The sequence below is a fragment of the Okeania sp. KiyG1 genome, from assembly GCF_014132355.1.
Taxonomy (GTDB): Bacteria; Cyanobacteriota; Cyanobacteriia; order Cyanobacteriales; family Microcoleaceae; genus Okeania.
The window spans coordinates 1-25,780 of record NZ_BLZO01000155.1 but is presented as its reverse complement, the minus strand read 5'-3'; the positions used below and the strand labels follow the sequence as shown (position 1 = coordinate 25,780).

Genomic DNA, 25,780 nt, shown 5'->3' with positions numbered 1-25,780 from the left:
ACCTTGACCCGTCCATCTTGCAATAACGGTGGTAATTTCTCCAACCTCTAATAATAGGGTCTAGCTTTTTCGCTTTGGCGGTAGTGGCTAATGCAGAGTTGTTGACTATGGCTTTAACCTTCTTGCGGAGTTTTTCGTAGTTTTCCTCTGAGGGGGTGCATCGAAATTTCCCGTTTCCTTGCACTTTGAAGTGCCATCCCAAGAAGTCAAAGCCTGCCGTTGCCCGTGTTATTTTTGTCTTCTCTGTTGATATATTCATCCCACGTTTTGCTAGGAACTGCTGTACTTTTTCTAAAATCTTCTCAGCGTTATCTTTTGGCTTCAAGAAAAATATCATGTCATCCGCATATCTTACGGACGGGTGGATATCCTCTATACCGTTTAGTGCTATGTTGGCTAGTAGTGGTGATACTACACCACCTTGGGGTGTGCCTTGTTCAGGAAATTCTGGCGATACCCCTGCCTTTAAACATCTCCATAACCCCGTTTTTATTTGTTGGGGGGCAATGACCTTAGTCATAATCGCCTTGTGGCTAATTCTGTCGAAACATTTTTCAATGTCTAATTCGATTACCCGTTTACTTTTGCCTTTGGCTTGACTTTTGAGGTTATCGAAGACGTATTTTTGTGCGTCTTGTGCGCCTCTTCCGGGTCTGAAGCCGTAACTTCGGGCGTGGAATGTTGCCTCGTGGGCGGGTTCTAAGGCATATTTAACAAGACATTGCCATGCCCTATCTGCGATGGTTGGGATTTTTAATGTTCGGATTTTCCCATTTTTCTTAGGGATTTTAACTTCCCTTAATTCCTCATGTTCCCAATGGTTTGCTTCTTTTAGCTTTTGAGCTAGGTTAAGCCTTTGTTTGAAGTTTAAGGATTTTTGTCCATCGACCCCACAAGTTTTCTTCCCAGAATTAAGCTGAGAGACTTGTCTTACAGCCAGCGTCCTTGCAGCATGAGATTTCAGCACCAAACGTTGAAGACTTTTTACCTTGCGGGTGTCTCCATTCTGCATGGCTTTGTAGATTCGTTTTTGGAGGCGGAACAGGTTTTTCTGGAATTTCTTCCAGTTTTGGTTGCTCCAGGTTTCACTATGATTGTTCATGTGTCTAAACGTACTCTCTTACTAAATTTCACTACGCTGATTACCCTGCAAGCAATTTGCGCTTGCATCCTACCCGTTGGAGAGGTTTCCGTGCTTTCCACCTACTCTCTTATTCGACCTTTCCTAGAGACTCTCTCAACGTTTTTCCTCGTTCCGAGTTGTAGATTGTTATGACGGTTTAGGGCTGCCCAATTCACCTACACGATCCCCAGGGATGCGTCTGATGTGAAGATTCGACGCGGGAATGCTCGTGTGCGGTCAGGAGATTTTGGAGTGCCTCCTTGTCGGAAATTAAGATGCTTTTTCAGGACATTCCGTAATGTACCCATGCCGTCTCCCCATTACCCCCAGTGTGCCTATCACCCTTAGCTCTGGTTGGGGCCTGATGCCAGCTTCACTCCGTTAGTGGAAAAGTTCTAGCTCGGTGTGGCCAGGTCGGGAGTCCGCTTTCCCTTAGCGGGCTGGATTCTCACCAGCATCCATAACTCAGTTATCTAACAGGCTCTTCTTTGGTGGCCTCACTTATTGCAGGCTCTTCCTCCGTGGCCTCGTTAGACCCTATTCATACCCCTCTAGTTTCTAGAGGCTCTTAATAGGAACGAGTCGCACCTTCACTATCTTCTGCTTCTTGATCGAATCCATGACCTGCAAAATAGAATAAGAGGCGATCGCTTTTTTCAATTTGAGTTAACTTTCCTTCTAATTCAATTTTCTTGTTTTGAAGATTTTCTAGAAGTTTAGTAAATTGTTCCTTAGTTGCCGACTCATCAAATAATCTTAAAACTTGATAATTGTGTTTTTCTTGAAGAACATTAGCTACAGAATTAGCATCTAAGACAGCATTCTTCAGTTTAGGAATATGACTATAGCGATCGATGCCGATGATTATGGCTAGACTTCTGGTAATTTTTGGCATAATAGCAAATCTTTTTTTTGGGCGTTGCTGAATTGAAGTATGAATGCGCGATTGTTTGGTTCTGGTTCATGCCCCCTAAATCCCCAAAATTGGGAGACTTTTAGAGTTTTATTCCCCCACGCATTGGGGGCTAGGGGGCAAAATCATCTGTTTGGTTCTGGTTCATGCCCCTAAATCCCCAAAATTGGGAGACTTTTAGAGTTTTATTCCCCCCACGCATTGGGGGGCTAGGGGGGCAAAATCATCTGTTTGGTTCTGGTTCATGCCCCCTAAATCCCCAAAATTGGGAGACTTTTAGAGTTTTATTCCCCCCACGCATTGGCAGGGCTAATTCATTGTCGCCAGAGAAAAATATTGAGGAGTACAATGATTGTTGTCAAGTATTGAGTTAAGCTAACTATTCTCAATATTAGGGCTTAGATAGAAATGAACTTATTACAAATATTGGCCCAATTACCAGATTTTCGAGCTGCTAGAGGGAGACGTTATCCATTATGGTTAGTATTACTGTTAGTAATTATGGGTACAATGAGCGGTTGTTTCTCCTATTGTGCCCTAGAAGATTTTGCTCGTCGTCATCATCTGGCATTACAGCAACAACTAGAGCTATCGCCTTTGAGTTTTCCAACTGAAGTCTACATTTCGGCGAATTATGACCAGAATTGATTTTGCTCAATTAGCTCAAGTATTCAATCAATGGGCTCAACACCAAATAACAATTCAAGAGGCCGAATGGTTAGCAGTGGACGGTAAGAGTATTAGGTCTACTGTCAGTGACTGTTATGGTTCTTACCAAGACTTTGTCAATGTTGTTTCTGTGTTCAGTAATTGTCAAGGAGTACCTGTAGCCATAGAACAATTTCACGTGGGAAGAAAGTAGTGAAATTGCTGTTGTCCAAGCCATATTGGCTAGTTTAAACCTTGAAGGAGTAGTTTTTAGTTGCGATGCTTTACATTGTCAAAAAAAACCGTCAAGTTAATCATTGACAGAGGTAACCATTACACAATAGCAGTCAAGGGTAATCAAAAAAAACTGTACCAGCAAGTACAACTAACAACTGAACAAACACAACCAAGTAGTGTTGATATATCAGAAGATAGATCTAGAAATCGTGTGGTTTGTAGAACAGTGTCTGTGTTTAATAATCTGTTGGGAATTAGCTCTGAGTGGGAAGGAATTAAGTCTGTGATTAGAGTTGAGCGTCAGGGTACACGAGCAAGTGTTGACTATTATCAAACAGCTTACTACATTAGCAGTCTGAAATTAAGTGCAGCAGAATTTGCAGTAGGAATTCAGGGACATTGGGGAATTGAGAATCGACTACATTGGGTTAAAGATGTAGTGTTTCGAGAGGACACAAGTCTAATTCGGCACTCTCAAGCTGCTGCTAATTTTTCTGTGATTCGTCAGTTGGCGATCGCTATCTGTCGCCTTCATGGTTATTCTTCCCTCACTACTGCGATTCGTACCATTGCTCACGATTTGGAGCAGATTTTTCTGATGATTATAAATCTAGAACTGTAGTCATTGAGAATTGAAATTGGCCCATACACAGAACCTCACTCCCCCCTAGTTTTCGATTTCAATAGTTCTGGTATTGGCGATCGCGACTGATATTAGCGATCGCGACTGAGTCTGTGACATAAATTTTTCCTGTATAAGTATGATAATTTAGGGGAAAAGACTATGAAATACTTGACAATATGGCCAAACTTGTACTCCTCAATATTTTTCTCTGGCGACAATGAATTAGCCCTGCCCAATGCGTGGGGGAATAAAACTCTAAAAGTCCCCCTTTTTTATCCCTCTCCCGTCCCCCTTTTTTATCCCCCTCCCGCCCCCTTGGAAAGGGGGAAGCCAGATGTTGCTTCGCTTTTGAACGATGGGAAGCCAGAGGATGTTTCACTTTTGAACGATGGGAAGCCAGAGGATGCTTCGCTTTTGAACGATGGGAAGCCAGATGTTGCTTCGCTTTTTGTTGAATGGGGGATGCGCGGGGGATTTAGCAGAACCAAACAATCGCGCATTCATACTTCAATTCAGCAACGCCAATAATTTAAGCCGTTGAAATTCTCCCTACGCTGTTATAAAAAGACAGCGCGGGATTCCTAAACCTCACAACGTGGGGTTTTGTGTTAACTGATTAATGTTTGTGATAAATTCATTTTATCCCAAGTCGAGAAAAAAAGCTTATCAAAACAGGACTTACGCACCAAGCGCCATATCTAGTAGGGGCGAATGGCATTTGCTGACGCAAAGCTCCGCTAACGCTCCCTACAGATAGCGTATTGTCTAAAAATTTGCGTAAGTCCTGAACTTATCAAAATTTAGAGGAAAAAGATTTCAGAGAAATTAGCATAAATATTAGCGATCGCAAATCCAGTTTACCTAGACCACAAATAAGTAAACTAGAATCTATATATATCAAGCTTTTCTCAACTAAGAAGATATGTGGTCTATAGTAATCGGATCTGATACGAAAATCTATAAACCAGGCAAACTTACTTGGAGAAATATTGAAAGCTTATTCAGAGAATTTTGTAGGTAGATAGACCACAAAGTCAAAACCACAATTATCAGGAACTCCTGAAAACCTTGTGGGGAGGGTGGGGACTGTGGGGACTGTGGGGACTGTGGGGACTGTGGGGACTGTGGGGGGCAAAAATCTTGTCTACAGTTCTCAAAAAAATGTATTTTTCAATATACTTTTCTCCTAAAAAAGCCGCCCCAAGACCTATACATAACTTGACACAATCGACAAGTTATGTATTAGCCTTCCAAAGATTTTTGCCAGAGAAAAAGTGTATTAAAAAGTAGATTTTTCTTGATAACTTAAGTAGTTTTTCCTTTTCTTTATTGATTCTTTCTCCCTTCTCCCCTGCTCCCTACTCCCCTACTCCCCTACTCCCCTACTCCCCTACTCCACACAAGGTTTTCAGGAGTTCCTTATAAGGGATAGCTCTTAGGAGGGGTTAGGAATGGGTTGACTCCTAAAGAATTAAGACTAATATAATACACGCTCTTCAGCAACGCCTTCTTTGTAACTCATTAAACAAAAATCAGATTGGTTATTAAATTATTATCACTATTTTTTGAAAAATTACTTTCTTCATCTCCACAAAAAATAGTTATATCTGTACTTCCTCTGAGAATATAACCCTCACCTAATTTATTAGTTTGAACATCTGTTTGATTCATACCATCAAAAGTTGTAATTTCTTTAGCATAATTTGTATTAACTCTTCTTAAATCCAAAGCCATCATTGTAATTTGTATAGACGAATCTTGCATTGATTTATATTGCTTACTTTTTTATATTATACCTTAATTTTATAGTAAACTTCAATATTTTTTAGATAATTAAATGAAGTTTTTGTAAATTTATTATCTCAGTAAATTCATCTAAGCTTATTCAATTATTCAGCAGTATTACAGATATAAATCTAATGATTAACTATAGAACATAAAAAACAAATATATAGCGCTTCAAATGAAATAATTTCTCAAAAGATAAATTATTTCAGCTTAATAATTATCAATTTACAGTGTAGATAATACTGATTTAAACTCTGTAAAAACTCAGTATTATCTGTAAAAAATATTCTCAAGTATGAAATTTTGGACTCGACCTGCTGGGTAGCTAAGTGGATCTATAATTAATCTAGTCTAGGGCATAAGCATTCCGTCAAACCTAAGTCATTTGACAGAAAAATTCTTAAAATATGGAAAAGAATATATTTGAAGCAATTATCTTCGTGATAGGTTCTAATCAAATCAAGCATTTGTCATACTTATATTTATTAAAAGGAGTGTATCCATGGCCTTAAAAGTAGCTATCAATGGATTTGGCCGTATTGGACGTCTAGTTTTCCGTGCTGGACTCAACCATCCCGACTTAATCGAGTTTGTTGGGATTAACGACTTAGTACCACCACCAAACTTAGCCTATTTATTAAAGTATGATTCAACTCATGGACGTTTCCCAGGAGATGTATCAGCTTCAGATGATGGTATGACAATTAACGGAAAATTTATTCCATGTGTATCAGTTAGAAACCCTGCTGAACTACCCTGGAAAGAAAAAGGTGCAGATTATGTAGTTGAGTCTACAGGATTATTTACCACTTTTGACGGTGCTTCAAATCATTTGACAGCAGGCGCAAAGCGAGTCATTATTTCAGCTCCAACAAAAGATCCAGATAGGGTAAAAACCTTGTTGATGGGTGTTAATCACGATCGCTTTGAACCTGCCGAAGATACTATTGTTTCTAATGCTAGTTGTACTACTAATTGTTTAGCCCCTATTGCTAAAGTTATTGATGATAATTTTGGTTTGGCAGAAGGTCTAATGACAACTGTTCATGCTATGACTGCTACTCAACCAACTGTAGATGGTCCAAGTAAAAAAGATTTTCGGGGTGGACGTGGTGCAGCTCAAAATATTATTCCCGCTTCTACTGGTGCAGCAAAAGCAGTAACTCTGGTTTTACCACAATTAAAAGGCAAACTGACAGGTATGGCATTCCGGGTTCCGACTCCAGATGTTTCTGTGGTTGATTTAACTTTCAAGAGCGAGAAGTCAACTAGCTACAAAGAAATTTGTGCAGCGATGAAAGCTGCTGCTGAAGGACCGATGAAGGGTGTTCTTGGCTATACTGAAGACCCTGTAGTTTCGACTGATTTCACCACCGACTCTCACTCTAGTATTTTTGATGCAGGTGCTGGAATTGAACTTAACTCCAATTTCTTTAAGGTTGTTTCTTGGTATGATAATGAATGGGGTTATTCTTGTCGAGTAGTAGATTTAATGTTATCAATGGCACAAAAAGAAGGTATCTTAAGTAAATAGTTAACTAGCAATAATTCAATCATGGTAGAGGTGTGAAGTGCCTCTACATTTTATTCTTCTTTTGTTTCTCTGGTTCATTCATAAGTATAGCAGTTATCATTACTGTATTTGACATATCATATCAAATCCGTTTAATTGGGCATAAAAAAATTCTTCAATCGTCATAACTACGCTCATATTTGTAATTCTTTCTCCTCCTGACTCCTGTACGGGCGATTTCCGTTCCGGAATGCTCCTAATTACGCGAATCGCCCCTACAACTCCTGACTCTTCCTAACTTAACCATTCTATGGCTGTTTAACCGGATTTGATATCAAAAGCTTAAAACTCAGACAACGCCAGATTTTCCTTCTTCCTTCTTCCTTCTTCCTTCTTCCTTCTTCCTTCTGCCATATCATAATATAATCATATAAAAATAAGTTAAATGAAGTCAGCTTTTATGTCTGAACTACCACCACTGAATACAGAAACTATTCAGGCAATTATTGATGAAAAGATTGATGATAATACTGTTAATCAATTAGTTTGGTATTATCTTGGTTATCGCTATGATGCTACTACTGATAAATGGGATGCTTCTGGTGTTGCACCGGAGTGGCGAGATGAATATCTAGAACCTCCTAATTTTATTGAATTTCGCCCGCCCACTGTTAAGTTGACTCGTTCTATTCCTAAAGAAAATAAACAGTTACTGAAGCAAAAGTTAGGCTTTAAAGGTTATAAAATAGGAGAATTTACTCCTGTACAAGCACGTCGTGCTACTATGGCAAATTGGCTTTTAAGTTACATGGAAATTAGTAGTTGTTGATATTTTTAATTCAAATTTTGGCGTTGCACAGTGACAAATTATTCTAGATTTTTAATGAACAGGATTTTGGATTAATCAATTGCTAGAATGATTAATATTAGGTTTTTTACTCAAAGTATGGCGTTGCATAAATCCGGGATTATTTTAATAGTTTTGTGGAAGTGGATGTGGATGTGGAATGGGCATCTTGCCCGTTCCCGTTCCCCGTTCCTGATATTTTCACCGCAGACAGGGACAGGCAGGATGCTTGCCCCCACCTCAGCAATGCCCAAAGTATAAACTAATGAGTCAATCCTGTTCTTTTCAAGGAGATGTATTTGTTAATAATTAATTAGGGTTTGCTCAAAAAGTCTTATGGTTGAGGGTAGGAGTCAGGAGACAGGAGTAAGAATAAATGGGAGTTATAGAACCCGTAACCGGATCTTTTCTTGAAATACATTGGCTGACAGAAAGCCGAATTCATCGCAGCCTAACAACTATCAGGGTTGCTGGAAACCGAAAAATTATCAAAAATGACTATAAAAGCCTGCCGCAACTTATTACTCTATTAACTTGTTATCTGTCAATAGCCATAATTACTTAAGCATTTCTACTTGTCTAAAATTTCTCGTTTTGAGATTATTCACCTTTGCCAAAAATATAAATATTCTGGATGATATTAACGTAAATACTTGCTTGTAGCTTTATTCAAGACAGAATTTTTTACTTTTAAACACAACATTGGCACAATACCTTATGTACAAACTATGATACCAAATGCCTGAAATAACGCAAGTGCGTGAAATATTTTGTAATAATTTGGGGAAAATCGGAACTTGTTTGATTAAAATAAACAATTTTAATTACTGAGGTGATAAGTTAAATCTATGGTTTTCCCTTCTTGTCTAATTTTGAGCTTGAAACTACTTTTGGATGATTGGCGATCGCCTGACTGACAAAAAAGAGAAAATTAAAGATACACTTAGGGGTTCTATAGAGGAGGTAGTCGGAAAAATGGTCTGTTAATTTTTCTGTCCTAGTTAGCCTTTTGTGCTAACTTTTTAAACCTTTTTGACCTCACTTCTAGCACTTTTTCTAGCCCTAAAAATGCTAAAAGCTTTATCTGTTAATGATTTTAGATTTAATCCGCAAGCCCTAATTATTAATTAATAATTCTTGAAACATCCATCTAGTTTTTCTGAATTTCTTTCCAAAATAACGACATCCAAACTACTCTCTATTTTTGCTTGTTGAATCCAACCTTTATCTTTTGGTTGTAGGAAAATATTAGAAAATTCTGGGTCAATACTTGAGGGAGTTTCAGTTGAACAAACAACCTCTAATTCTAACCAAGTTTCTTGCGATTGATTCAATTTTCTAGTTACTTTAAGAATACTACCATTACCAACTGTACCCTTAACTGTCTTATTTGCTGTACTATCAAGTAATTCAATTGGTTCGTATAAACTTTTGGGAGAATTAGCGCTATGATTAATCCAGATGAATGAACCTATATCCAAAGATAAAGCGGGAGAAAATATAGAATTTGGTTGTTTACTAGGCTTTTCCGTATTTTCTGGAAAAGTACTATTCTTTGGTGGCTTTGGTAATACTTTTGCTAAGGGACTTAAAAAATATGCCAATATCCCACCTAATACCAGAAGTATCAGAATTCCTGACAAGTAAAACCACGCACTTTTATATTCTGAGTCATAAGGAAAATTTTTGGGTTTATTGTCGAAAAATTGACTATCTGATGGATTAAGTTCCGCATTTTTTTGTGATTTTTGTACTTTTAAATGCTGAACTTTTACAGGTGGAAGAGACAATTCTGTTATCTGACCTTTATCAGTTACTTGATAATGCACTAAAGCTACTGTTACATTATCATGCCCATTTGTGGCGTTAGCAATTTCTATTAATCTATCTCTGACTTTAGCTAGATTTGTTTTCCCTTCTAGTAATGGTAATATTTCTGTTTGCCAATATTCTTCTACTCTATTTCGATCGCTTAAACCATCAGAACAAATCAAGAAAATACTATCCTCATCTATGGGAAAACGTTGTACAGTTGGATGTAAACTTGCTGAGGCAGTAACACCCAAAGCTTGTACTAGAGCACCTGATGCAATTTGATTGACAGCATCCTGATATAAAGAGTAGCCTAATCTGACTTGACGAGTCGCAACGTCATCATCTAGAGTTACTTGATAACATCGAGTTGGAGTAATCCAGTAAGCACGACTATCTCCTATATGAGTGATGTAGAGTTCATGGAGATGGGCAAGTGCCATAACTAGAGTAGTTCCCATCCGTTGACGACCCTGACGTTGCTCGTTATCGTTACGCTCATAGATAGCATCATTAGCAGCATAAGCAGATTCTTCTAATTTTGTAGTTATAGTTAGAGGATCGCCTTCTTCGGGTATATTCTGTAAATTTTGGCACAAAACTTTGATTGCTAATTCTGATGCTTCTTCCCCTCTTTCTTGACCACCAATACCATCACAGACAATAGCTATTGTTTTATAACTCGGTGGATAGCTAATTGCTGTTTTACTTGGTGGGTAACAAGCATCTTCATTGTTAGAACGATTAGGTCCGGTATCTGTAGCAGTGGTAATGTGAATTTTTCTAATTTGCGATCGCCCCAATACTTCCAGAGCTCGATCTAGTTGCCCTATAAGTCGATCTGCATTGTGTATTTCACCTGCAATCATTTGGTGAAACAGTTGTTTTAAGAATTTTTCTACTGCTGGATGAGCATTGCTTGCCCATTTCTGCCAGAATCTACCTAAGTGCTGTAATGTCAAAGATTTTCGATCTGCTTGTAGCTCTAATAAGCGTACTAATTGTCCTTCTACCCGCAAATTCTCTGAGTTTAGCAAACTAGAAGCTACTTTTTGCACGTTCAACGGTTGCCAAAGTTGAGCCATTTGCCATAACCAATTTAACTGTCGCATTGGTGTAGCATTTTTCCATGCTGTAGCTATATCTGGCATTATGCTTCCGGAATTGCCATCTATTGGCCCTCCTTGTAAGAGCCAAATTTCTCTAGTCCCTTTTTTTTCTGTTACTGATAAAATTCCAAAAACTTGAGGAATATGAAGTCTATATGGAAATAATCTCAAATATGGCTCTATTTCACCCGGAATTTCTTCGGGCATCTGGGGCATTTCTTCTGGTTGAGTATCCAGTAGTATTCGATCGCCTTTAACTTGATAACGATCTACTATTATTTCTCCTGGCCGATAGGCTTTGAACCCTTCACCTATAGCCCACAGGTAGTGTTTTGGCATAGTGTTTTGCATTAGGGGTCCTCGTAGCTTTCGGCCATTTCTTTTATAAATTAGATTTATCTTTAATTATTTATGCTAATTGAATTAGGTCTTTGTTCTGGATTTTTCAGCATAATTTCAAGATTTATGTGACATCTCCCACACTAAGCTGAAGCTATAGTGTAGGCTTCTCGTTTCGCAGCCCCGGTATTCCGTCGGGCAAGCGCGTGCTTTAAAGACGTCTGGGCCCTACCGCCCTATTTTTTATATTTATCGCCGCATTTCCGAGGTCATGCTTCCCTACGGGATGCTGCGCAAACGCAAACAAGTCGCGGTCTATTACCATGCCACAGTGCGGACAACAATGAGTTCGTATATTTAATTCTTTGGGGACTTTTTCACCACAATTTGAGCAATCTTGGCTAGTATTTTTGGGGTTCACTGCTATAGTCTTCTGTCCAGCATTTCCGGCTTTGACAGTTAAAATAGACAGTAATTGTCCCCATCCAGCATCGTTAATTGATTTACTCAAACGAGTCTTTGCTAGCCCTTTAATATTTAAGTTTTCATGGGCGATAACTTCGGCTTTTGATAACAATTCATTGGCTGTTTTGAAATGGAAATCTTTACGTTGATCAGCTAATTTTTTATGTTGTTTGGCTACAGCTTTGACAGCCTTTAACCACCTTTTACTTCCTTTTTTCTTTCGAGATAAACGTTTTTGTAAAGTCTTTAATCGCTGCTGAGATTTTCGATATTTATGAGGGATGGGGACAAATTCTCCTTCACTTGTTACTAAGAATTCCTTCAGTCCCATATCGATTCCCAGAGTATTTTTTAATGTTGGTTCTACTTCAGTTGTTAAAGCTGGAATTGATTTTTCTTCTAGGGATAAAGTCACATAATAACCATCTGCTTTACGACTAATTGTCGCTGTTTTAATTTGGAATCCTTCTGGTATTGGTCGATGTTGAATCAACTTTATATTGCCTATTTTTGGCAAGTTTATCTTGTTTTCTTCTATGCAGTCTTGCTTGATTTGAGGATAAGTAAAACTGCGATAACGACCTTTTCCTTTAAATCTTGGTTTCCCTAATTTCCGTCCATTTTCATCTGCCTTAAACCATCTATCAAAGGCAAGTTTTACCCGTTTTATGCAATCTTGTAACACCTGAGAGTGAATTAGCTTGTAGTCAGGAAATTTGTCTTTGGTATTGACCAAATCTTTTTTCTGAGAGTAATAATCTGGATGATCTCTTAGTTGAGGAATTGGCATCACCAAGGGGCAAGCATTAACCGGACAGCGATTTTCGTCCCACCACGAGAACCGCTCGCCTAACCTATAGTTGTACTGCCGACGCAACAATTCCAACCACAATTCTATGGTGGCTATTTTATCTGAGTTGGGCCTTAATTTATATTGGTAGGCAGTGCGCATGGTGGAAAATTTCCAGGGTTATTGCAAGATAATCATACAAGTTTTTCAACTAGGGCGAAAGCTTCTGCTGGGATAGTATGCAAATTGAATGGGCATCGAATCTACTCAATTGGCCGCCGATTCATCTCACACTCCTCTTAAAAATTATGGTGTGAGGCTTCTCTGCAGTCTAGCTAAAAATATCTAATTAGGGTTTGCTTATGGAAAGTCTTTTTGCTGGGGTAGGGGGTAGGGGGTAGGGGGTAGGGAGTAGGGAGTAGGGAGTAGGAGCGGACGTAGAATAAATGGGAATTACAGAGTCAGTGGCCAAAATAATTATCAGAGTGATTTTTCGGCTTTTGCTTCGGTGAAAATGCTCACTTTTTTAACCTACGCTTGCTGAAAAGCTCATAATTTTGCCAGACATAAAAAGCCTAAAACTAATATCAGTCAATACTTTGATATTTAATCAGCAAGCCCTAATTATTCAAGTGTTTTACTAATAAAACTATAAATATTATTTCAATTATCAGTTGTACTAAGTTAATTTTATCATATATTGTTTTTAATCATTTGAGGTAATTTATGTCTAAATCTTCTGATTCTGGTGCTTTTAGTAATTTTACCAATCAAGAAACTAATGACAAACAGCCACCTCCTAAGATAAACATAGATGAGCTGTTAACTCAACTTAAACATTCTCATGAATTATATTATAAAATGCTTAATCTAGAAATTTTTGCTTTAGTCGAAACTCTAGAGCAATTTTTTCCTGGTGCTTGGAGTCAATTTATGGCCAATCGTCAGGTATCTATGAAGCAATTTTTGCAACATTATCAGAGTAGAAGGGCACAGACTTAGCGAAGTCAGAAGTCAGAAGTCAGAAGTTATTTTTGTAACGAGGATTTGAGCAAGGCTTGAAAAATGTTTCGCCAATCAAGGCGGGGTGGCGCGACCAAATTATTTTGATAATCCGATAACAAAAATGTTATCAGATTATTATATTAGAGATTAAATTTTAAGCCTGCTATTTAGCTTCTGGGTCAATATCTACTCTTGGTAGTCCTAGACTATAGTTATTGACACGACCACCTAGATTATAGCTAATTTGACCAGACTGTAATAGCGATCGCACAAAATGCTCTAAATCGGAACCTATACGACGTAGGTTGTATTCAGTTAAATCTTCCCCACTATAAGATTCTACCAGATCGTCAAACTTTCTGTAAATCTGCTGCACAGCAGTATCATTCCAATTAAGTTCGTTATCAGGGTCAATATCCAGGGTTAATACCTTGTCATCAGGAACAAGTTCATTGTCTTCTATAACTCCCGCAAAAATATGAATATGTCTAGTTGTTGACTTTAATGGCATGAGTAATTTTCTCTCTGTTACTTTTTGTTAAATTCTATCGTAATACTGTTTCACGGAAGTCAGGAGTCAGGAGTCAGGAGTCAGGAGTCAGGAGTCAGGAGTCAGGAGTCAGGAGAAAAGAAAGAAGAAGAAAGAGAAAGTTTTTTTTATCACTATAGCAATGTGCGCTGGCATATTTACACATTATTTTTTGTATACCTGTTCTAGACTTCACTTTGAGCTGGACATTGTAAATACCTGAGCGCTCATTGCTATAAATTATCCGGACATGATTTAACGAAGTCAGAAGTCAGAAGCGAGTGTGTAATTCTGAGGTCCCCTACGGGGCGTCTACTGTGCGGAAGTAATTCTGCACACAGCCCGTAGTTGTGCGCTAGCAAAACGCCCCTACAGATGGTGGTTTAACAGTCAATTTGCGTAAGTCCTGACCGTTTCTAAATAGTAATGCTATGTTTGATTACTATCTCCCCATCTCCCCACACTCCCCACAGTTCCCACACTCCCCATTTCCCAATCTCCACCAAACTTTATTCCCATTCTGGACCCATTAACTTACCTTTTAATTGCCATTTACCTAACTTGGGGTCATCAACTTCTAGTAACCCACTGTACAACTCCTGTTTGGCGTATGGACTCTCTAAAACAGGCCAATTTTTTAAAATTCTTTTTTCCCCATTAACTACAGCGTCCCCAATAGCACCATCTTGCTGATATGTCATAACTATGCGATCGCCAGCTAAACTCAAATAACTCAAACGCCCTTGACTCTCCCATTCACTATCATCAACCATAGTTTTATCCAAGGCTTGTTTTAAACTTTCAAAATCTCCAATATCAGCTACTCTTGCTACATCAGTAACCCAAGCTGTCCTTTTTCCTTTAGCAACCATTGCTTGGTAATCTTTATATCTCCGCCGAGATAATGGTTGTAAACTTACCTCATCTCCCCAAGGTCGAGCACATAGCCAAATATTTTCAATACGCCAAATATACCAATTTTTATATTTTGTCGGTTCGCCATAACGCTTTGGCAAGACTAAATGTGACTGTGCTGGCACTCCTGCTTGCAAATCTCGATCGCTGAGAATTAACTGAAACATTACTGCTCCCTTCTGCTGAACATATTGATCGCCAGGACTACGTCCAGTTGCTTGGGGTCCATGATAAGTGCCACCTAAACCTACTACTGCGTTATTAATGCCTTCAGGGTCGCGCACTACTAACTTATAAGTAACATATTGTGCGTTAATTGTTCCCTCAACTTGATAACTACGAGTAGGCTCTAATAAAGTTCCTAAACTATAGTCCTCAGTTATATAGAATTTTTCCCATAAGCGGTTTCCTTGAGAGTAACTGTAGTAAATTGGATGACTTGCTCTGAGTTGAAATGGCAGTGGCACTTGTTTACGAGCTAGTGCCCGCAGATGTTCTGGAGGACGATATGTGCTTAGAGCTGCTGGCAATGCTAACCTAGCACTACCATTTGCCATCTTTTCTGCAGCTTCTGTGTCTTCTCCCCACCACATCCATGCTACTGCACCTAACCCACTATTCCAGGTACGGCGATCTAAACCCCGACTTTCTGCACCTCCAGCAGTCCCCCAACTTAGCCTTAGTGCCATATTAGTTGCATACCAATCTAGTAAACCTTTTGCCAGTTTTTTCAATTCTGGGTCGCGAGCAAAATCATAGATATTAAGTAATCCACCAATACTATATCCATAATAAACTGAAGAATGAAATTCTCCTTGTCCAATAGTTAAATATTTATTCAGCTCTGCTCGCAACCATGCTTCATTTGTAGCTTTAGTTGCTGGATCGCCCACAGGCCAACCACTTCCATCCATCAATGCTAAACCAGATGCACGATGCATAAACATATGATTTTCTGTTCCAGTTGTTATCCATTTGAGGGCTTTCGGTAGTTGTATTTGACTTTTGTAAGATGCTAATACATCCGATGGCATTTTATCTCTAAATAAAAAGAAGATTCGCACATCTAGATAACTACGGAAGTGATAAAGGCTTGGTTTATCTTTATCTAGTTGGAATAAAATTTTCCAGGTTTTTTCTTGATTATAAAGTTCTCCTGTTTGTGTATCTTCTAAACTTAATCTGGCTAAAATTACTGGCAGTAGATATTTATGAGGATCTCCAATTTTTCTTGGTCTCCACCAATTATCTAGTTCTTCTAAGTCTACTGCTGCTAGTTTCTTACGAATTGCCAAACTTCTTGCTTGAAATTTACTTTCTTCTTCTAAGGTATTTGGTTGTAACAATTCTAAAGTATTTGGTTGTAGCAATGTTGTCTTGTTTTTGTCATCTAATTCCTGTATTTTTTGGCTGTTTTTTTGACACCCTAAAATCATGAAATTTAATAGTATGGTGGCTATTGTTACTATACTAATAGAGGATTTTTGTCGATTTTTCATAAATTTATTACTGATTTTAAAATATAGTTTATACCAGGGGTAAAAAAGAATGCTACAAAAAGATGCGTCTCGGTCTGAGGTCCTGAAAAAGAGCTTCTCCAATTTATTTTAGACAGCTATATCTATATATTTGTCTTTCTTTTCAATATTGATTCTAATTTCAGTCCTCCCTAGGAGCTACAGATGTTGTATGCAAAGTCCTTACCATTTGCCACAAAAATTGATCGGCCTTGGTATGACTCATGCCAGATGCTAGATTTATCAATAATTTTTACTAGCATATACTACTTTACTTTTTTGATAATATCACAATAATTGATATTAATAATTACAAGATTTATAGCAGATATAGATAGTTGTCGCTCGCTAAAAATACAATTTAATATCATGTTTGTATAATTTGTTGATGACGATAAAAGATTTATTTGAAATCAAAATATATAGCAATATGATTTGAGTTGTGAGATATTGGAGACTTTTGTTCTAGGGAATAGGGAATAGGGAATAGGTATGGAGGGAAGAAATGAATACATAAGAATAAAAAACTGCTATATTCTATGCTTTAAAAAAACACCTCAATTCTCACATCTGATTCCTGATTGCTATAGTTATCATTAACTTGAAATAATTCTGTTACATTTCGATTGCTAAAAGAAAAAAATATTTAAGCATTCAGCTATTAGCAGTCAGCATTCAGCGAGTTTGTATTTTTTAATAAATGAAGTCAGTATTCTTTTAACTTATACTATTAGATAATTGAAATGCAAGAACAGCAAACTTTAGTTACAACCCTATACAATTCTGTGGCAAGAAACATAGATATGTCTCAGAAGCTGATAGCTGATAGCTGACTGCTGAATGCTTACAAAAATATTATCTTTAATATCTTAACTAAATAATTATGTTTTGACTATGGTGATATAAATCACTAATTTTCCAGAGAAATATCACTGGGAAGAAAGTAATTTATCACAATGATTTATTGTTAAATGGAGAATACTATTTATAGTATATGACGATCAAATGCTATGAACTATCAAACCCTTTTACCAGAGGTAATAATTGCAGAGTTAGTATTCCAAGTCTATCGTTCTGGTATTTTGACTATAGAACACAGAAAACAACTTAGGAGTTTATTCCTATATCATAATCTGAGTGAAGAAGATACAACAGCAATTAATAGGTTATTTCATGCTATTCGGCGTGGATGGCTGAGGATAGCAGATTGATATTTTGCTATTGTGCTTGATTAATAATTAAACAATAAATATCATAAAATCTACATCTTTTCTAAATACATCATTTGAATAACACCAAAATTTCAGTTTGTCAAAAATTGTCATAGCATTTATAAAAATGCATAATTTTCTTTTCGATTTTCTTAAAAGGTCGGAAGGCTTGAGACCTGTTTTTTTGTTAACTCTAAACTATAGGATTTCCTAGTAAGCATGAGGTACAATAACAAAAATAAATCAACCAGTTACTAATATCATTGAGCAAGATTTGAGCAAAAATAAATTAAATAGCTTTAGCTAAATAAGCATAAGTTATTGCACCAACATTACTAATTTTTTTGAGCTTTGACTAACAGTTTTTAATAGGGTTAAGACTAGGATAATAATTAGGAAGATGAATTAATGTAGAACTGACTCCTTCAATTACAGCTCTCATTTTATTTTCTTAATTAATCGAACAGTTATCCTATGATTACACAAGTTTCTCTACCAAAATTGTGGTAGTAACTTTTGAGGCATTTATCTTTTATAGCGCTACGCGCTAGGGAATAGGGAATAGGGAACAGGGAATAGCAAACTTTAAAAGGGTTTTAGGATTGAGAAGTGTCCGCGCCCAATTCTTGTAGTGCTATAAAAGTTACAGAATAATTATCCCCATTCAACAACATTAAAGAATCATATAGCAACTCCGATCAGGAGTGAGGTACGCGCATTCGTTTGTTGTGCGGGAGTAGTTGTGCGACCCCGTGGGGTGCCCAGACGCAAGCAGTCGATCTTCGGAGCAAATGGTAGGATGGAATGGGGAGGTCTCCCGCTCTTGCAGAGCTGCTCTGCTTTTTCCTAGCTCATGTTGGGGAAACATTTTGCGCAAAGCGGAGCAAACAACTTCCGCTGCCTTCCTTCTTTCAAAAGAATATCATGTCCGTTGGTATCATTTGTGTAAACCTAAGGGTGAATATCTACAGGAAATTTAGGTTTTTTTCTTGCGAGGGTAGCCTTCGGACCTCTTCCCTCTTCCCTCTTCCTTCTTCCTTACCTTTGCTATACAATACCGATGCTACCGGACATGATATAACTATTCAATTTGTGTATAATTATGACATTGAATCATAATTATACACCCATCATTCATCCAGGCACGCTCATCTCGCGATTATAGTGCTTGCCTTCTGATGCGTTTAGGTAAAATTCAAACTATCCTATTTTTAGGCGATCGCTATTATTTTAAAGTTCACACATGAGCCATCTTTACATCTCTTGGTTAGACTATCATCAAAAAATTGAGTATCTGGCAGCAAAAATTTATCAATCTCAATGGGAGTTCAATCAAATTGTCTGTTTGGCTAGAGGAGGATTACGAGTAGGAGATATTTTGTCTCGTATTTTCAAAAAACCTTTAGCTATTCTAGCTATTTCCTCTTATGGTGGTATTAAGGGCCAGGAACAGGGTAAGATCGTCATCGGAAAAAGTTTAACTATGACTACAAATAGTTTAGGTAGTCATGTGTTGCTAGCTGACGATCTAGTAGATTCGGGAATTAGTATAGATAAATCTATCGCTTGGCTTCAGGATAATTATGGTCAAGAAATTCAGGAGCTCAAAACAGCAGTTTTGTGGTATAAGGCTTGCTCTATATTTGAACCTGACTACTATGTTGATTATTTACCAGATAATCCTTGGGTCCATCAACCTTTTGAAGTATATGAACAAACAAATGCTGCTGATTTAGCTTTTACTTTGACCAGGATGAACAGAGATCGTTCAATAATGGATAATTGATAATTGATAATTGATAATTGATAATTATTTCTTCCTAAAAGGAAGAGAATTGAATCAAAGGAAAATTAATTCATTGTTCCTCCACGGCGAGTGAGAGGATTTTTACCTTAATTATTCGGTAAGGAGAGAAAATTATTTGTATATTTAATGCTCAAACATATTTTTTATTAGATATCTCCAGAAAAGCTATGCCTAACCCACATCTGTAGAATTAAAGTGCAGGATAGGGGTGGGTTGACCTCCTAAGAAATACCCTAGCTATTTGTAGCAAACATTTATCAATTTGGTATAACTATGATTGAAAAATTTTAATTGACTGATTTCAGGCTGAGGTTTTATGATAAGGTCTATTACTACATAGTATATATTTATTCAACTCCCTATGCCTGCTCCTACTCCTAAACTAACTTTGAATATGGTGGAAGGGTCTATATCTTTTGATTTTAGTCCTGAAGCTGCTAAGAATTTACAAAGTGCGATCGCTCAGTTAATGCAACAATTAAAAACTGCTGCTGGTAGTCCAGGAAAACTAACTCCACAGAAACCTATGGAATATCAGTATACAGGAGATGTCTTTTTAGAAATATTTTGCAATCCTAATATTTGGTCTAGTCCTTTTGCAGCTAAAGTTTTGATTACTGTACGAGATGAGCGGATTCGGATTACTACTGAAGCAGAGTTGACAAGAGTGATTGAGGATATTAATCAATATTTAGAGCAAGTAGGCTGAAAATGTTCAACTTTAGACAAGATACTAAATCTCTAGCAAATAAATAATATTATGTCCGCTTGAGTACTTATGATTGAGATAGTACAAGGGGGAGTACAATTGTAGAGATTTGGTCTTGAAGTTAGAAGATAGGTTTTTTCATATTTTTTCAAATTACAGTTTTCTTCTCATCTTAATAATAAGATTAACGATCGCATTAATTCACATAGGCAAAGAATGGAATTAATAACAAATAACAATGTGCATTGTGAGTATCAACTTTCAAAATTTGATAGCAAGATGGGAGTTTGGCCATATTATGGTTTAATAAATTGGTATCAGCATCCAGTAGATTCTCAGAGATTAAAAATAGCAATTCAACAAATAGTAGATAGTGTGCCAATTTTGGGAGGGAGATTGGTAAAACAATTGTTTTCTCCATTAAAAGTTGTATGTAACCCACAGAAATCTGGTATGGGTTTTATCTAGATTGATCTAGACGAACAGGAAATAAATATTGATAATTTATTAGATGCCAAAACTTATGTAAATAATGAATTCAATATTCCCAAAATTCTTCAGATGCTATTAATAAAGATACTCCATTAGTATATGTAATTTTGAATCATAATCGAAGTTATTGTGGCATAACTCTGCTTATAAATCATTTCATAGCAGATGGTGGAACATATTTTAAATTATTAGAATATCTTTCTCAAGCTTATGAATACCCAGAGTATGTTCCTAAATATGAGCCATTATTTACAATAGATTTTAATAAAATAGATAATTTCATTGCTGCAAGTTTTAAAAAGTTATCATGGAAAGATAAACTTTTAAGTTCAACATCTTTTATTGTTTTTATATTGAACAGTCTTTGGCAAAATAAGAAGAATTGGAGTTATCTTGAATGTATCTTAACCAAAGAAAAGTTAGGCCTAATTAAAAGGAAAAATCAAAATCTGCCTAATGAAGAAAGTGCATATAGCACAAACGACGCTTTATTTGAATTTTTATCGGTTGTTCCTATTAAACGATTTATTTTTCCTTGTAACTTAAGATATAGAAATGTTGGCATACCAGAAAATTATTTGGGAAATGCTGAAGCCTTAGTCTTAGATTTAACTAAGCCAGAAAATAATTATATGTTAAAGCATACTGATGTGAGAAAATCAGTCAATTAACTTCCACGAATATACAGTTTTGTACCTACTTTTGATGGCAAGTACATGGGTCATAATTCGTGGGTTAAGTTACAAAATTATTTACCTGGTTTTGGTGGGAAATTAATTCTGCAAAAGTTTTTTGAATTTGATGATATGCCAAAAGATTTATTATCATTTACTTGTAAATCTTCATTAATATATAGATTGACAGAAAATGAATATTTATTGATATATATGAATTTAAAAATTTTGTTTCCCAAGTTGAAAAGAAGTTAATAAATTTGGGTGTAGAAGAGATTATTATTAAAACATCGTAATTCCGTAGATAATAATCACAAATTGGATCTGTCTCAAAAATCAATTAGCTTTTAAGTTGCTAGTTATTCAGATTAAAAAAATCTTGATTTAGCTAGGGCTTGCTGATTAAATATAAAAGCATTGATAGATAAAGGTTTTAGCTGTTTTAGGTTGAAAAAAATTCCTGGTTTTCAGCTCTTCATGCTCAAAAAGTTAGTATTAATGGTAAGAGTTGGGCAGAAAAATCATTCTTACAATTGTTACTTCTACCTCCTCTTAATTCCCATTTCTCCTGTCTTCCCCTCCCCTCCTGGGAGGGGCTAGGGGTGGGTTGTCTCCTGTCTCCTGTCTCCTGCTCCTACTAAAAGATTTTTGAGCGCAAACCCTAGCTAAAAATATTCTCAAATAACTTTGTCACTTGCTTCTATCCGCGTTATATTACCAGTATAGTCTATTTCTCATCTGTAATAAGAGAGAAATTGCCATTTGATATTGAATTAACTTACACTTATGAATCCCGATAATCTCACCCAAATAATACAAAAAGGATTTCGTGTCACTCTAGGTGCAACTTCCTTTTTTATAGAAACTGTGCAAGACTCTACTAAACGAGATGAAAATTTAAATAAATTAAGTAGTGATTTCAACCAACTAACTGAGGAATGGGCTGGTAGAGGAGAGATGACTGAACAAGAAGCCAGGAACTTTGTTGATACAATTTTGAATCAACAAAATAGTCAGGCCGATACTGATAGTACAACAGCTTCTTCTGGTTCTACTTCTGCTTCTAGTTTTGTGTCATTAGATGTACAACAAGATTTGCTAGAGCTAACTCAAGAAATTGCCAATCTACGAACTGATTTACAGAAACTTCAGGAGTAAAGCCCTCAAAGCCGATCGTACATCACAATATATAGTTCTGGATAAATCTTAGAGCTTTATCCAGCTATTAAAAAGCCTTTATAAAATAGGATAAATTAGGATAAATTACCGAATTATTAATTATTAATAATTAAATAATTCGCGCCTTGAAGCCTCCCCTTTAAGGGGAAAAAGAAATAATATTTCCTTATATTCAATCAAGAGCGGTTAAAACCCGAGGTAATTATCAATTATCCATTATCAATTAATGAAAACACCTAACCCAGCTAATAATCTAATTTAGCTGAGTTAGTTTTTTTTTAGTCGTTTTCCCATTTTTCGTTGCCTATTAGGTCAGCAATTCGGTCTCTAAGTAGAAAGTTACATTTTTCTAACTCACCCTCTACACAAGCCCATTCTCTGACAGGAATATATTGGCAGAGAGTATAAATAGGTTGCTGACGTCCAAGAACTCCTTTTTGTACAAGTTCTTTTGCTTCATCTCTGATAATGTCTAAAGAATATTGAACTGTGGTGTAAGTCATAGTCACCCTTTTTGCCTAGTTTGAGTAATTTTCGGCGCTATTAATAATATAGAACAAAAATCCGGATTATGAATGTTAATTTTTTCAGTATACATAGTTACAATTCGTTATCGGATTTTGATAAGAATTCTAAAAGTCATAGAACCAAAACATTTTCCGATCGTATTGGTCTAAGTTGCAACTCTGTACTCTGAGATACTATCTACAAAGCCACTAATTAACTATTTCTCTCGTTTCCTGACCTGAAAAAATCATATCCCTTTATCACTTTTATTTTTTTTGTCAAGGATTATGGGAGTTTTATTAGATTTTAGAGAAATACTTATAAATTTGTAAATCTTTAAATATCTTAAATTTTTAAATTTTTAAATTTTTAAAGAAAACTTTAAAGCGATCGCTTGGGCTTTTGGCATTTGTCCATAGCAAAAAACATAAGGTATATCTGATAACATTTCACCGGAAAACTGTTTCAAGGTATACTGACTACCGTATATGATGAGACCTTGTAATTCACCATTTATTAATAATTTTTTAATTAAATCCTGCGATGCTTGTGATAAACTAGCTAATTTACCAAAAGGATTACCACGAATAAATAGTTGTAGTAAAGTCAAACGACCGGAGTTAACAACTTCTGGAAGTTCTGAGTTACTATCAATAATTTGTAGTTGGTAACCAAGTTGTCTGGGGAGAGTTACTGCTGGAGTATGATTCCCTAAAAAAGCACTGTTGAGTATATCTTGTACAAAAATTAAATTGCGTAAATGCTTGACACCTGATTTTGGTGGGAGAAAACTTTCTCCTACTTGTAGAGAATCATGTAAAATCTGAGTTACAGTTTTTTGTGCCTGTGGTTGCTCCAACTTATCAACTAAATGGTATGTAGAGACTGAAGAATCTTCTAACCCTTTCTCATTTCCCGGTTGCCAGGTAGGATAAACTTTAGTCTTAACTTGCTCAATTCTTTGCAAAGATTCATCAATTCGTGATTCAGAAATACGGCCTTGACTAACTGCATTACAAACAGCATTAATAGTAACCTCTGCATCTAAAGGCATCAGTAAAATATCTGCACCAGCTTCTACAGCCAAAATTGAAGCTTCTGCTAAACCATAACGATTAGCTATTGCCCCCATAACCAAAGCATCAGTCACCACTAATCCATTAAAACCCAACTTTTGGCGTAACTGACCTGTGATAATTTTATGGGACAGAGTCGCAGGTAGTTCCGAGTCCCAAGCAGGAATCAACAAATGGGCACTCATTACAGAATCTACTCCAGCAGCGATCGCCTCTACAAAGGGAGGCAATTCAATTTCTGCTAGTCTACTTTCTGAGTGAGGTAAAGTAGGCAATTCAAAATGAGAATCAACCGCAGTATCTCCATGACCAGGAAAATGTTTAGCAGTGGTCAAAACTGGATATTGTTGAGCGCCTCGAATAAAAGCAGTTGCCAGTTGACCCACTAATTCAGTTGTTTCCCCAAAAGCACGAATATTAATCACTGGGTTATCAGGATTATTATTCACGTCCACCACTGGAGCTAAAACCCAATTTAAACCAATTGCCACAGCTTCTTGAGCTGTAATAGTCCCCATAGTTTCAGCATACTCTATAGCTTTTTTGAGATTTGTTTGAGCAATAGCAGCGATCGCCATTGGTGGAGGAAACCAAGTTGCTCCGGCGAATCTTTGACCTACTCCTTCCTCAATATCAGCAGCCAAAAGTAGAGGAATTTTTGCCCAAGACTGAAGCTGTTGGATACGAGTTGCCAAGTCTATAGCACTCCCATCCACAAAAATTACTCCTCCGACACCCAAGTCTTGCAGCCAATATTTGAGTTTATGGGTAGGGGGTTCCCAGTCTGGATAACGAATTTGATTGTCAAATAGGTTGCCGGAAGCTCTAACTACAACCATCTGAGCGACTTTTTCTACTAAATTCATAGTAAGCGTGATGAGGATTTTAGGAATGTTTCAATAATTGATAATGGATAATTAATAATTACCTCTCCCTAAAAGCTATCCCTGATAAGGAACTCCTGAAAACCCTGTAGGAAGGGTGGGAAGGGTGGGGAGTGTGGGAGTGTGGGAGGTGTGGGAAGTAAGAATCTTGTCTACAGTTCTCAAAAATGTATTTTTTCATACACTTTTCTCAAGAAAAAGCCTTTCAAAGACTTATACATAACTTGTCTATTTTGTCAGATTTTATGTTAAGAAAAATGTTTATAAAGCATAGCCCTAAAAGGAAGAGGATTGAATAAAAGGAAAATTAATTCATTGTTTCTCCTTTAAAGGAGAGGCATTTTACCTTAATTATTTGGTAATTAATCTATTCCATCTGAGGGGTTGCACATTATGGAATGATATTGCTAGAAATTAGTCTAGACTTTGACTAAAAACCTAATATTAATTATTCTAGCAATTCTCAAGTCTAAAATCTTATTCATCAAAAATCTCAAATCATTCGTCACTGTGTAACACCCCGTCTGAAGTGAGTTTTTCTATATTCTGAGAATCTGATTCTGTAGAATTTTCAGTTTCCTGTTGTTGACGTTCTTCAGAAAGCTGGTTTAAAAGTGATATAATTTGGGTCCCACGTTCTAGAGAGCGGTCTTCGACAAAGATAACTTCTGGAGTCCGACGCAGACGTATTCTATGACCCAATTCGCTGCGAACATAGCCAGTAGCAGATTTTAAACCTTCCATAGTTTGGAATCTTACTTCCTCAGAACCATAGATACTGACAAATATTTTAGCGTGTTGTAAATCTCCAGAAACATCTACATCTGTGATGCTGACCATACCAATACCTACACGGTCATCTTTGATACCATGGAGCAACATCTGGCTGACTTCCCGCTTGATTAATGAAGCAACCCGGGAAACGCGGCGATCTGTAGCCATGATAATTACCCCCTACGATTTAATACTTAACTACACTATTCTAATACTTCCGATCAACTTATGACAGTTTTGGAGAATGCAGTTGATTAATACCCAGGCTATAGTTTTTTGATTTTTACTTTTT

At 36.8% G+C, this 25,780-nt stretch carries 24 protein-coding genes; 14 read left to right on the top strand and 10 right to left on the bottom strand.

Going from position 1 to position 25,780, the window contains the following annotated elements:
• Together SAGCYANO_RS35805 and SAGCYANO_RS35800 are read right to left on the bottom strand one after the other, a co-directional pair.
• The coding region (locus SAGCYANO_RS35805; protein ID WP_202224392.1) for a reverse transcriptase domain-containing protein at positions 1-1,102 on the bottom strand (1,102 nt) is incomplete at its 3' end.
• 589 nt (positions 1,103-1,691) lie between these two features.
• Positions 1,692-2,018 (bottom strand): caspase family protein, encoded by a 327-nt coding sequence (locus SAGCYANO_RS35800; RefSeq protein ID WP_202224391.1) that lies wholly within the window; start codon positions 2,016-2,018, stop codon positions 1,692-1,694.
• A gap of 426 nt (positions 2,019-2,444) precedes the next feature.
• On the opposite strand from SAGCYANO_RS35800, the gene SAGCYANO_RS35795 reads away from it, so the two are divergent.
• The 4 genes from SAGCYANO_RS35795 to SAGCYANO_RS35780 all read left to right on the top strand — a co-directional run bounded on the left by SAGCYANO_RS35795 (position 2,445) and on the right by SAGCYANO_RS35780 (position 4,074).
• Positions 2,445-2,684 carry a transposase family protein gene (locus SAGCYANO_RS35795; RefSeq protein ID WP_202219316.1) on the top strand — a complete coding sequence of 80 codons (240 nt, stop codon included), beginning with the start codon at positions 2,445-2,447 and terminating at the stop codon, positions 2,682-2,684.
• Complete coding sequence (locus SAGCYANO_RS35790; protein ID WP_202219317.1) at positions 2,671-2,898, top strand: hypothetical protein; 228 nt, start codon at positions 2,671-2,673, stop codon at positions 2,896-2,898. The genes SAGCYANO_RS35795 and SAGCYANO_RS35790 overlap by 14 nt, the downstream gene beginning before the upstream one ends.
• A 75-nt stretch (positions 2,899-2,973) precedes the next feature.
• Positions 2,974-3,543 carry an ISAs1 family transposase gene (locus SAGCYANO_RS35785; protein WP_202220848.1) on the top strand — a complete coding sequence of 190 codons (570 nt, stop codon included), beginning with the start codon at positions 2,974-2,976 and terminating at the stop codon, positions 3,541-3,543.
• Positions 3,544-3,705: 162 nt separating this feature from the next.
• Positions 3,706-4,074, top strand: coding sequence for a hypothetical protein (locus tag SAGCYANO_RS35780; RefSeq protein WP_202224390.1), 369 nt, complete (start codon positions 3,706-3,708; stop codon positions 4,072-4,074).
• A gap of 993 nt (positions 4,075-5,067) precedes the next feature.
• On the opposite strand, the gene SAGCYANO_RS35775 is transcribed toward SAGCYANO_RS35780, so the two are convergent.
• Positions 5,068-5,310, bottom strand: a complete 243-nt coding sequence (locus SAGCYANO_RS35775) for a hypothetical protein (RefSeq protein ID WP_202224389.1) — start codon at positions 5,308-5,310, stop codon at positions 5,068-5,070.
• A 526-nt stretch (positions 5,311-5,836) separates the two neighbouring features.
• Here SAGCYANO_RS35775 and gap point away from each other — a divergent pair.
• Both gap and SAGCYANO_RS35765 read left to right on the top strand, forming a co-directional pair.
• Positions 5,837-6,868, top strand: coding sequence for a type I glyceraldehyde-3-phosphate dehydrogenase (gap, locus tag SAGCYANO_RS35770; RefSeq protein ID WP_202224388.1), 1,032 nt, complete (start codon positions 5,837-5,839; stop codon positions 6,866-6,868).
• A gap of 439 nt (positions 6,869-7,307) precedes the next feature.
• The gene (locus SAGCYANO_RS35765; RefSeq protein ID WP_202224393.1) at positions 7,308-7,676 is read left to right on the top strand and encodes a DUF1823 family protein; all 369 of its coding nucleotides are present in this window, start codon (positions 7,308-7,310) and stop codon (positions 7,674-7,676) included.
• 1,145 nt (positions 7,677-8,821) lie between these two features.
• Here the strand turns inward: SAGCYANO_RS35765 and SAGCYANO_RS35760 are convergent.
• Both SAGCYANO_RS35760 and SAGCYANO_RS35755 read right to left on the bottom strand, forming a co-directional pair.
• Positions 8,822-10,954, bottom strand: coding sequence for a PP2C family serine/threonine-protein phosphatase (locus SAGCYANO_RS35760; RefSeq protein ID WP_202224387.1), 2,133 nt, complete (start codon positions 10,952-10,954; stop codon positions 8,822-8,824).
• Positions 10,955-11,165: 211 nt separating this feature from the next.
• On the bottom strand, positions 11,166-12,371 hold the full coding sequence (locus tag SAGCYANO_RS35755; protein ID WP_202224386.1) for an RNA-guided endonuclease TnpB family protein: 1,206 nt from the start codon (positions 12,369-12,371) through the stop codon (positions 11,166-11,168).
• A 564-nt stretch (positions 12,372-12,935) separates the two neighbouring features.
• On the opposite strand from SAGCYANO_RS35755, the gene SAGCYANO_RS35750 reads away from it, so the two are divergent.
• Entirely contained in the window at positions 12,936-13,211 is a 276-nt protein-coding gene (locus SAGCYANO_RS35750; RefSeq protein WP_202224385.1) for a hypothetical protein, read from the top strand.
• Positions 13,212-13,377: 166 nt separating this feature from the next.
• On the opposite strand, the gene SAGCYANO_RS35745 is transcribed toward SAGCYANO_RS35750, so the two are convergent.
• The gene (locus SAGCYANO_RS35745) at positions 13,378-13,725 is read right to left on the bottom strand and encodes an NAD(P)H-quinone oxidoreductase subunit M (protein WP_202224384.1); all 348 of its coding nucleotides are present in this window, start codon (positions 13,723-13,725) and stop codon (positions 13,378-13,380) included.
• Between the two features lie 527 nt (positions 13,726-14,252).
• The gene (locus SAGCYANO_RS35740; RefSeq protein WP_202224383.1) at positions 14,253-16,157 is read right to left on the bottom strand and encodes a hypothetical protein; all 1,905 of its coding nucleotides are present in this window, start codon (positions 16,155-16,157) and stop codon (positions 14,253-14,255) included.
• Positions 16,158-17,185: 1,028 nt separating this feature from the next.
• Between SAGCYANO_RS35740 and SAGCYANO_RS35735 the strand changes: the two genes are divergently transcribed.
• The 7 genes from SAGCYANO_RS35735 (at position 17,186) to SAGCYANO_RS35705 (ending at position 22,226) form a co-directional block, all read left to right on the top strand.
• The gene (locus tag SAGCYANO_RS35735) at positions 17,186-17,386 is read left to right on the top strand and encodes a hypothetical protein (protein ID WP_202224382.1); all 201 of its coding nucleotides are present in this window, start codon (positions 17,186-17,188) and stop codon (positions 17,384-17,386) included.
• Positions 17,387-18,629: 1,243 nt separating this feature from the next.
• Positions 18,630-19,172: a phosphoribosyltransferase gene (locus SAGCYANO_RS35730; RefSeq protein WP_202224381.1), complete on the top strand. Its 543-nt coding sequence runs from the start codon at positions 18,630-18,632 to the stop codon at positions 19,170-19,172.
• A 382-nt stretch (positions 19,173-19,554) separates the two neighbouring features.
• The gene (locus tag SAGCYANO_RS35725) at positions 19,555-19,902 is read left to right on the top strand and encodes a hypothetical protein (protein WP_202224380.1); all 348 of its coding nucleotides are present in this window, start codon (positions 19,555-19,557) and stop codon (positions 19,900-19,902) included.
• A 216-nt stretch (positions 19,903-20,118) separates the two neighbouring features.
• A complete protein-coding gene (locus tag SAGCYANO_RS35720; protein WP_202224379.1) occupies positions 20,119-20,370 on the top strand; it encodes a hypothetical protein in 252 nt (83 codons plus the stop codon).
• Between the two features lie 131 nt (positions 20,371-20,501).
• On the top strand, positions 20,502-21,065 hold the full coding sequence (locus tag SAGCYANO_RS35715; protein ID WP_202224378.1) for a hypothetical protein: 564 nt from the start codon (positions 20,502-20,504) through the stop codon (positions 21,063-21,065).
• 45 nt (positions 21,066-21,110) lie between these two features.
• A complete protein-coding gene (locus SAGCYANO_RS35710; RefSeq protein WP_202224377.1) occupies positions 21,111-21,323 on the top strand; it encodes a hypothetical protein in 213 nt (70 codons plus the stop codon).
• A gap of 531 nt (positions 21,324-21,854) precedes the next feature.
• Positions 21,855-22,226 (top strand): hypothetical protein, encoded by a 372-nt coding sequence (locus SAGCYANO_RS35705; protein WP_202224376.1) that lies wholly within the window; start codon positions 21,855-21,857, stop codon positions 22,224-22,226.
• A gap of 299 nt (positions 22,227-22,525) precedes the next feature.
• Here the strand turns inward: SAGCYANO_RS35705 and SAGCYANO_RS35700 are convergent, their stop codons facing one another.
• From SAGCYANO_RS35700 to rbfA, 3 genes are all read right to left on the bottom strand, one after another.
• Positions 22,526-22,750 carry a DUF4327 family protein gene (locus tag SAGCYANO_RS35700; protein ID WP_124147504.1) on the bottom strand — a complete coding sequence of 75 codons (225 nt, stop codon included), beginning with the start codon at positions 22,748-22,750 and terminating at the stop codon, positions 22,526-22,528.
• A gap of 365 nt (positions 22,751-23,115) precedes the next feature.
• Positions 23,116-24,696 (bottom strand): glycoside hydrolase family 3 N-terminal domain-containing protein, encoded by a 1,581-nt coding sequence (locus tag SAGCYANO_RS35695; RefSeq protein WP_202224375.1) that lies wholly within the window; start codon positions 24,694-24,696, stop codon positions 23,116-23,118.
• A gap of 516 nt (positions 24,697-25,212) precedes the next feature.
• On the bottom strand, positions 25,213-25,656 hold the full coding sequence (gene rbfA, locus SAGCYANO_RS35690) for a 30S ribosome-binding factor RbfA (protein ID WP_202224374.1): 444 nt from the start codon (positions 25,654-25,656) through the stop codon (positions 25,213-25,215).
• Positions 25,657-25,780 lie beyond the last annotated feature (124 nt).

What these genes read in the sequence shown, in the direction of transcription:
- SAGCYANO_RS35800 (WP_202224391.1), bottom strand. Translation starts at nt 2,018, where the DNA reads ATGCCAAAAATTACCAGAAGTCTAGCCATAATCATCGGCATCGATCGC.
- SAGCYANO_RS35795 (WP_202219316.1), top strand. Translation starts at nt 2,445, where the DNA reads ATGAACTTATTACAAATATTGGCCCAATTACCAGATTTTCGAGCTGCT.
- SAGCYANO_RS35790 (WP_202219317.1), top strand. Translation starts at nt 2,671, where the DNA reads ATGACCAGAATTGATTTTGCTCAATTAGCTCAAGTATTCAATCAATGG.
- SAGCYANO_RS35780 (WP_202224390.1), top strand. Translation starts at nt 3,706, where the DNA reads ATGAAATACTTGACAATATGGCCAAACTTGTACTCCTCAATATTTTTC.
- SAGCYANO_RS35775 (WP_202224389.1), bottom strand. Translation starts at nt 5,310, where the DNA reads ATGCAAGATTCGTCTATACAAATTACAATGATGGCTTTGGATTTAAGA.
- gap (WP_202224388.1), top strand. Translation starts at nt 5,837, where the DNA reads ATGGCCTTAAAAGTAGCTATCAATGGATTTGGCCGTATTGGACGTCTA.
- SAGCYANO_RS35765 (WP_202224393.1), top strand. Translation starts at nt 7,308, where the DNA reads ATGTCTGAACTACCACCACTGAATACAGAAACTATTCAGGCAATTATT.
- SAGCYANO_RS35760 (WP_202224387.1), bottom strand. Translation starts at nt 10,954, where the DNA reads ATGCCAAAACACTACCTGTGGGCTATAGGTGAAGGGTTCAAAGCCTAT.
- SAGCYANO_RS35755 (WP_202224386.1), bottom strand. Translation starts at nt 12,371, where the DNA reads ATGCGCACTGCCTACCAATATAAATTAAGGCCCAACTCAGATAAAATA.
- SAGCYANO_RS35750 (WP_202224385.1), top strand. Translation starts at nt 12,936, where the DNA reads ATGTCTAAATCTTCTGATTCTGGTGCTTTTAGTAATTTTACCAATCAA.
- SAGCYANO_RS35745 (WP_202224384.1), bottom strand. Translation starts at nt 13,725, where the DNA reads ATGCCATTAAAGTCAACAACTAGACATATTCATATTTTTGCGGGAGTT.
- SAGCYANO_RS35740 (WP_202224383.1), bottom strand. Translation starts at nt 16,157, where the DNA reads ATGAAAAATCGACAAAAATCCTCTATTAGTATAGTAACAATAGCCACC.
- SAGCYANO_RS35735 (WP_202224382.1), top strand. Translation starts at nt 17,186, where the DNA reads ATGAACTATCAAACCCTTTTACCAGAGGTAATAATTGCAGAGTTAGTA.
- SAGCYANO_RS35730 (WP_202224381.1), top strand. Translation starts at nt 18,630, where the DNA reads ATGAGCCATCTTTACATCTCTTGGTTAGACTATCATCAAAAAATTGAG.
- SAGCYANO_RS35725 (WP_202224380.1), top strand. Translation starts at nt 19,555, where the DNA reads ATGCCTGCTCCTACTCCTAAACTAACTTTGAATATGGTGGAAGGGTCT.
- SAGCYANO_RS35720 (WP_202224379.1), top strand. Translation starts at nt 20,119, where the DNA reads ATGGAATTAATAACAAATAACAATGTGCATTGTGAGTATCAACTTTCA.
- SAGCYANO_RS35710 (WP_202224377.1), top strand. Translation starts at nt 21,111, where the DNA reads ATGGGTCATAATTCGTGGGTTAAGTTACAAAATTATTTACCTGGTTTT.
- SAGCYANO_RS35705 (WP_202224376.1), top strand. Translation starts at nt 21,855, where the DNA reads ATGAATCCCGATAATCTCACCCAAATAATACAAAAAGGATTTCGTGTC.
- SAGCYANO_RS35700 (WP_124147504.1), bottom strand. Translation starts at nt 22,750, where the DNA reads ATGACTTACACCACAGTTCAATATTCTTTAGACATTATCAGAGATGAA.
- SAGCYANO_RS35695 (WP_202224375.1), bottom strand. Translation starts at nt 24,696, where the DNA reads ATGAATTTAGTAGAAAAAGTCGCTCAGATGGTTGTAGTTAGAGCTTCC.
- rbfA (WP_202224374.1), bottom strand. Translation starts at nt 25,656, where the DNA reads ATGGCTACAGATCGCCGCGTTTCCCGGGTTGCTTCATTAATCAAGCGG.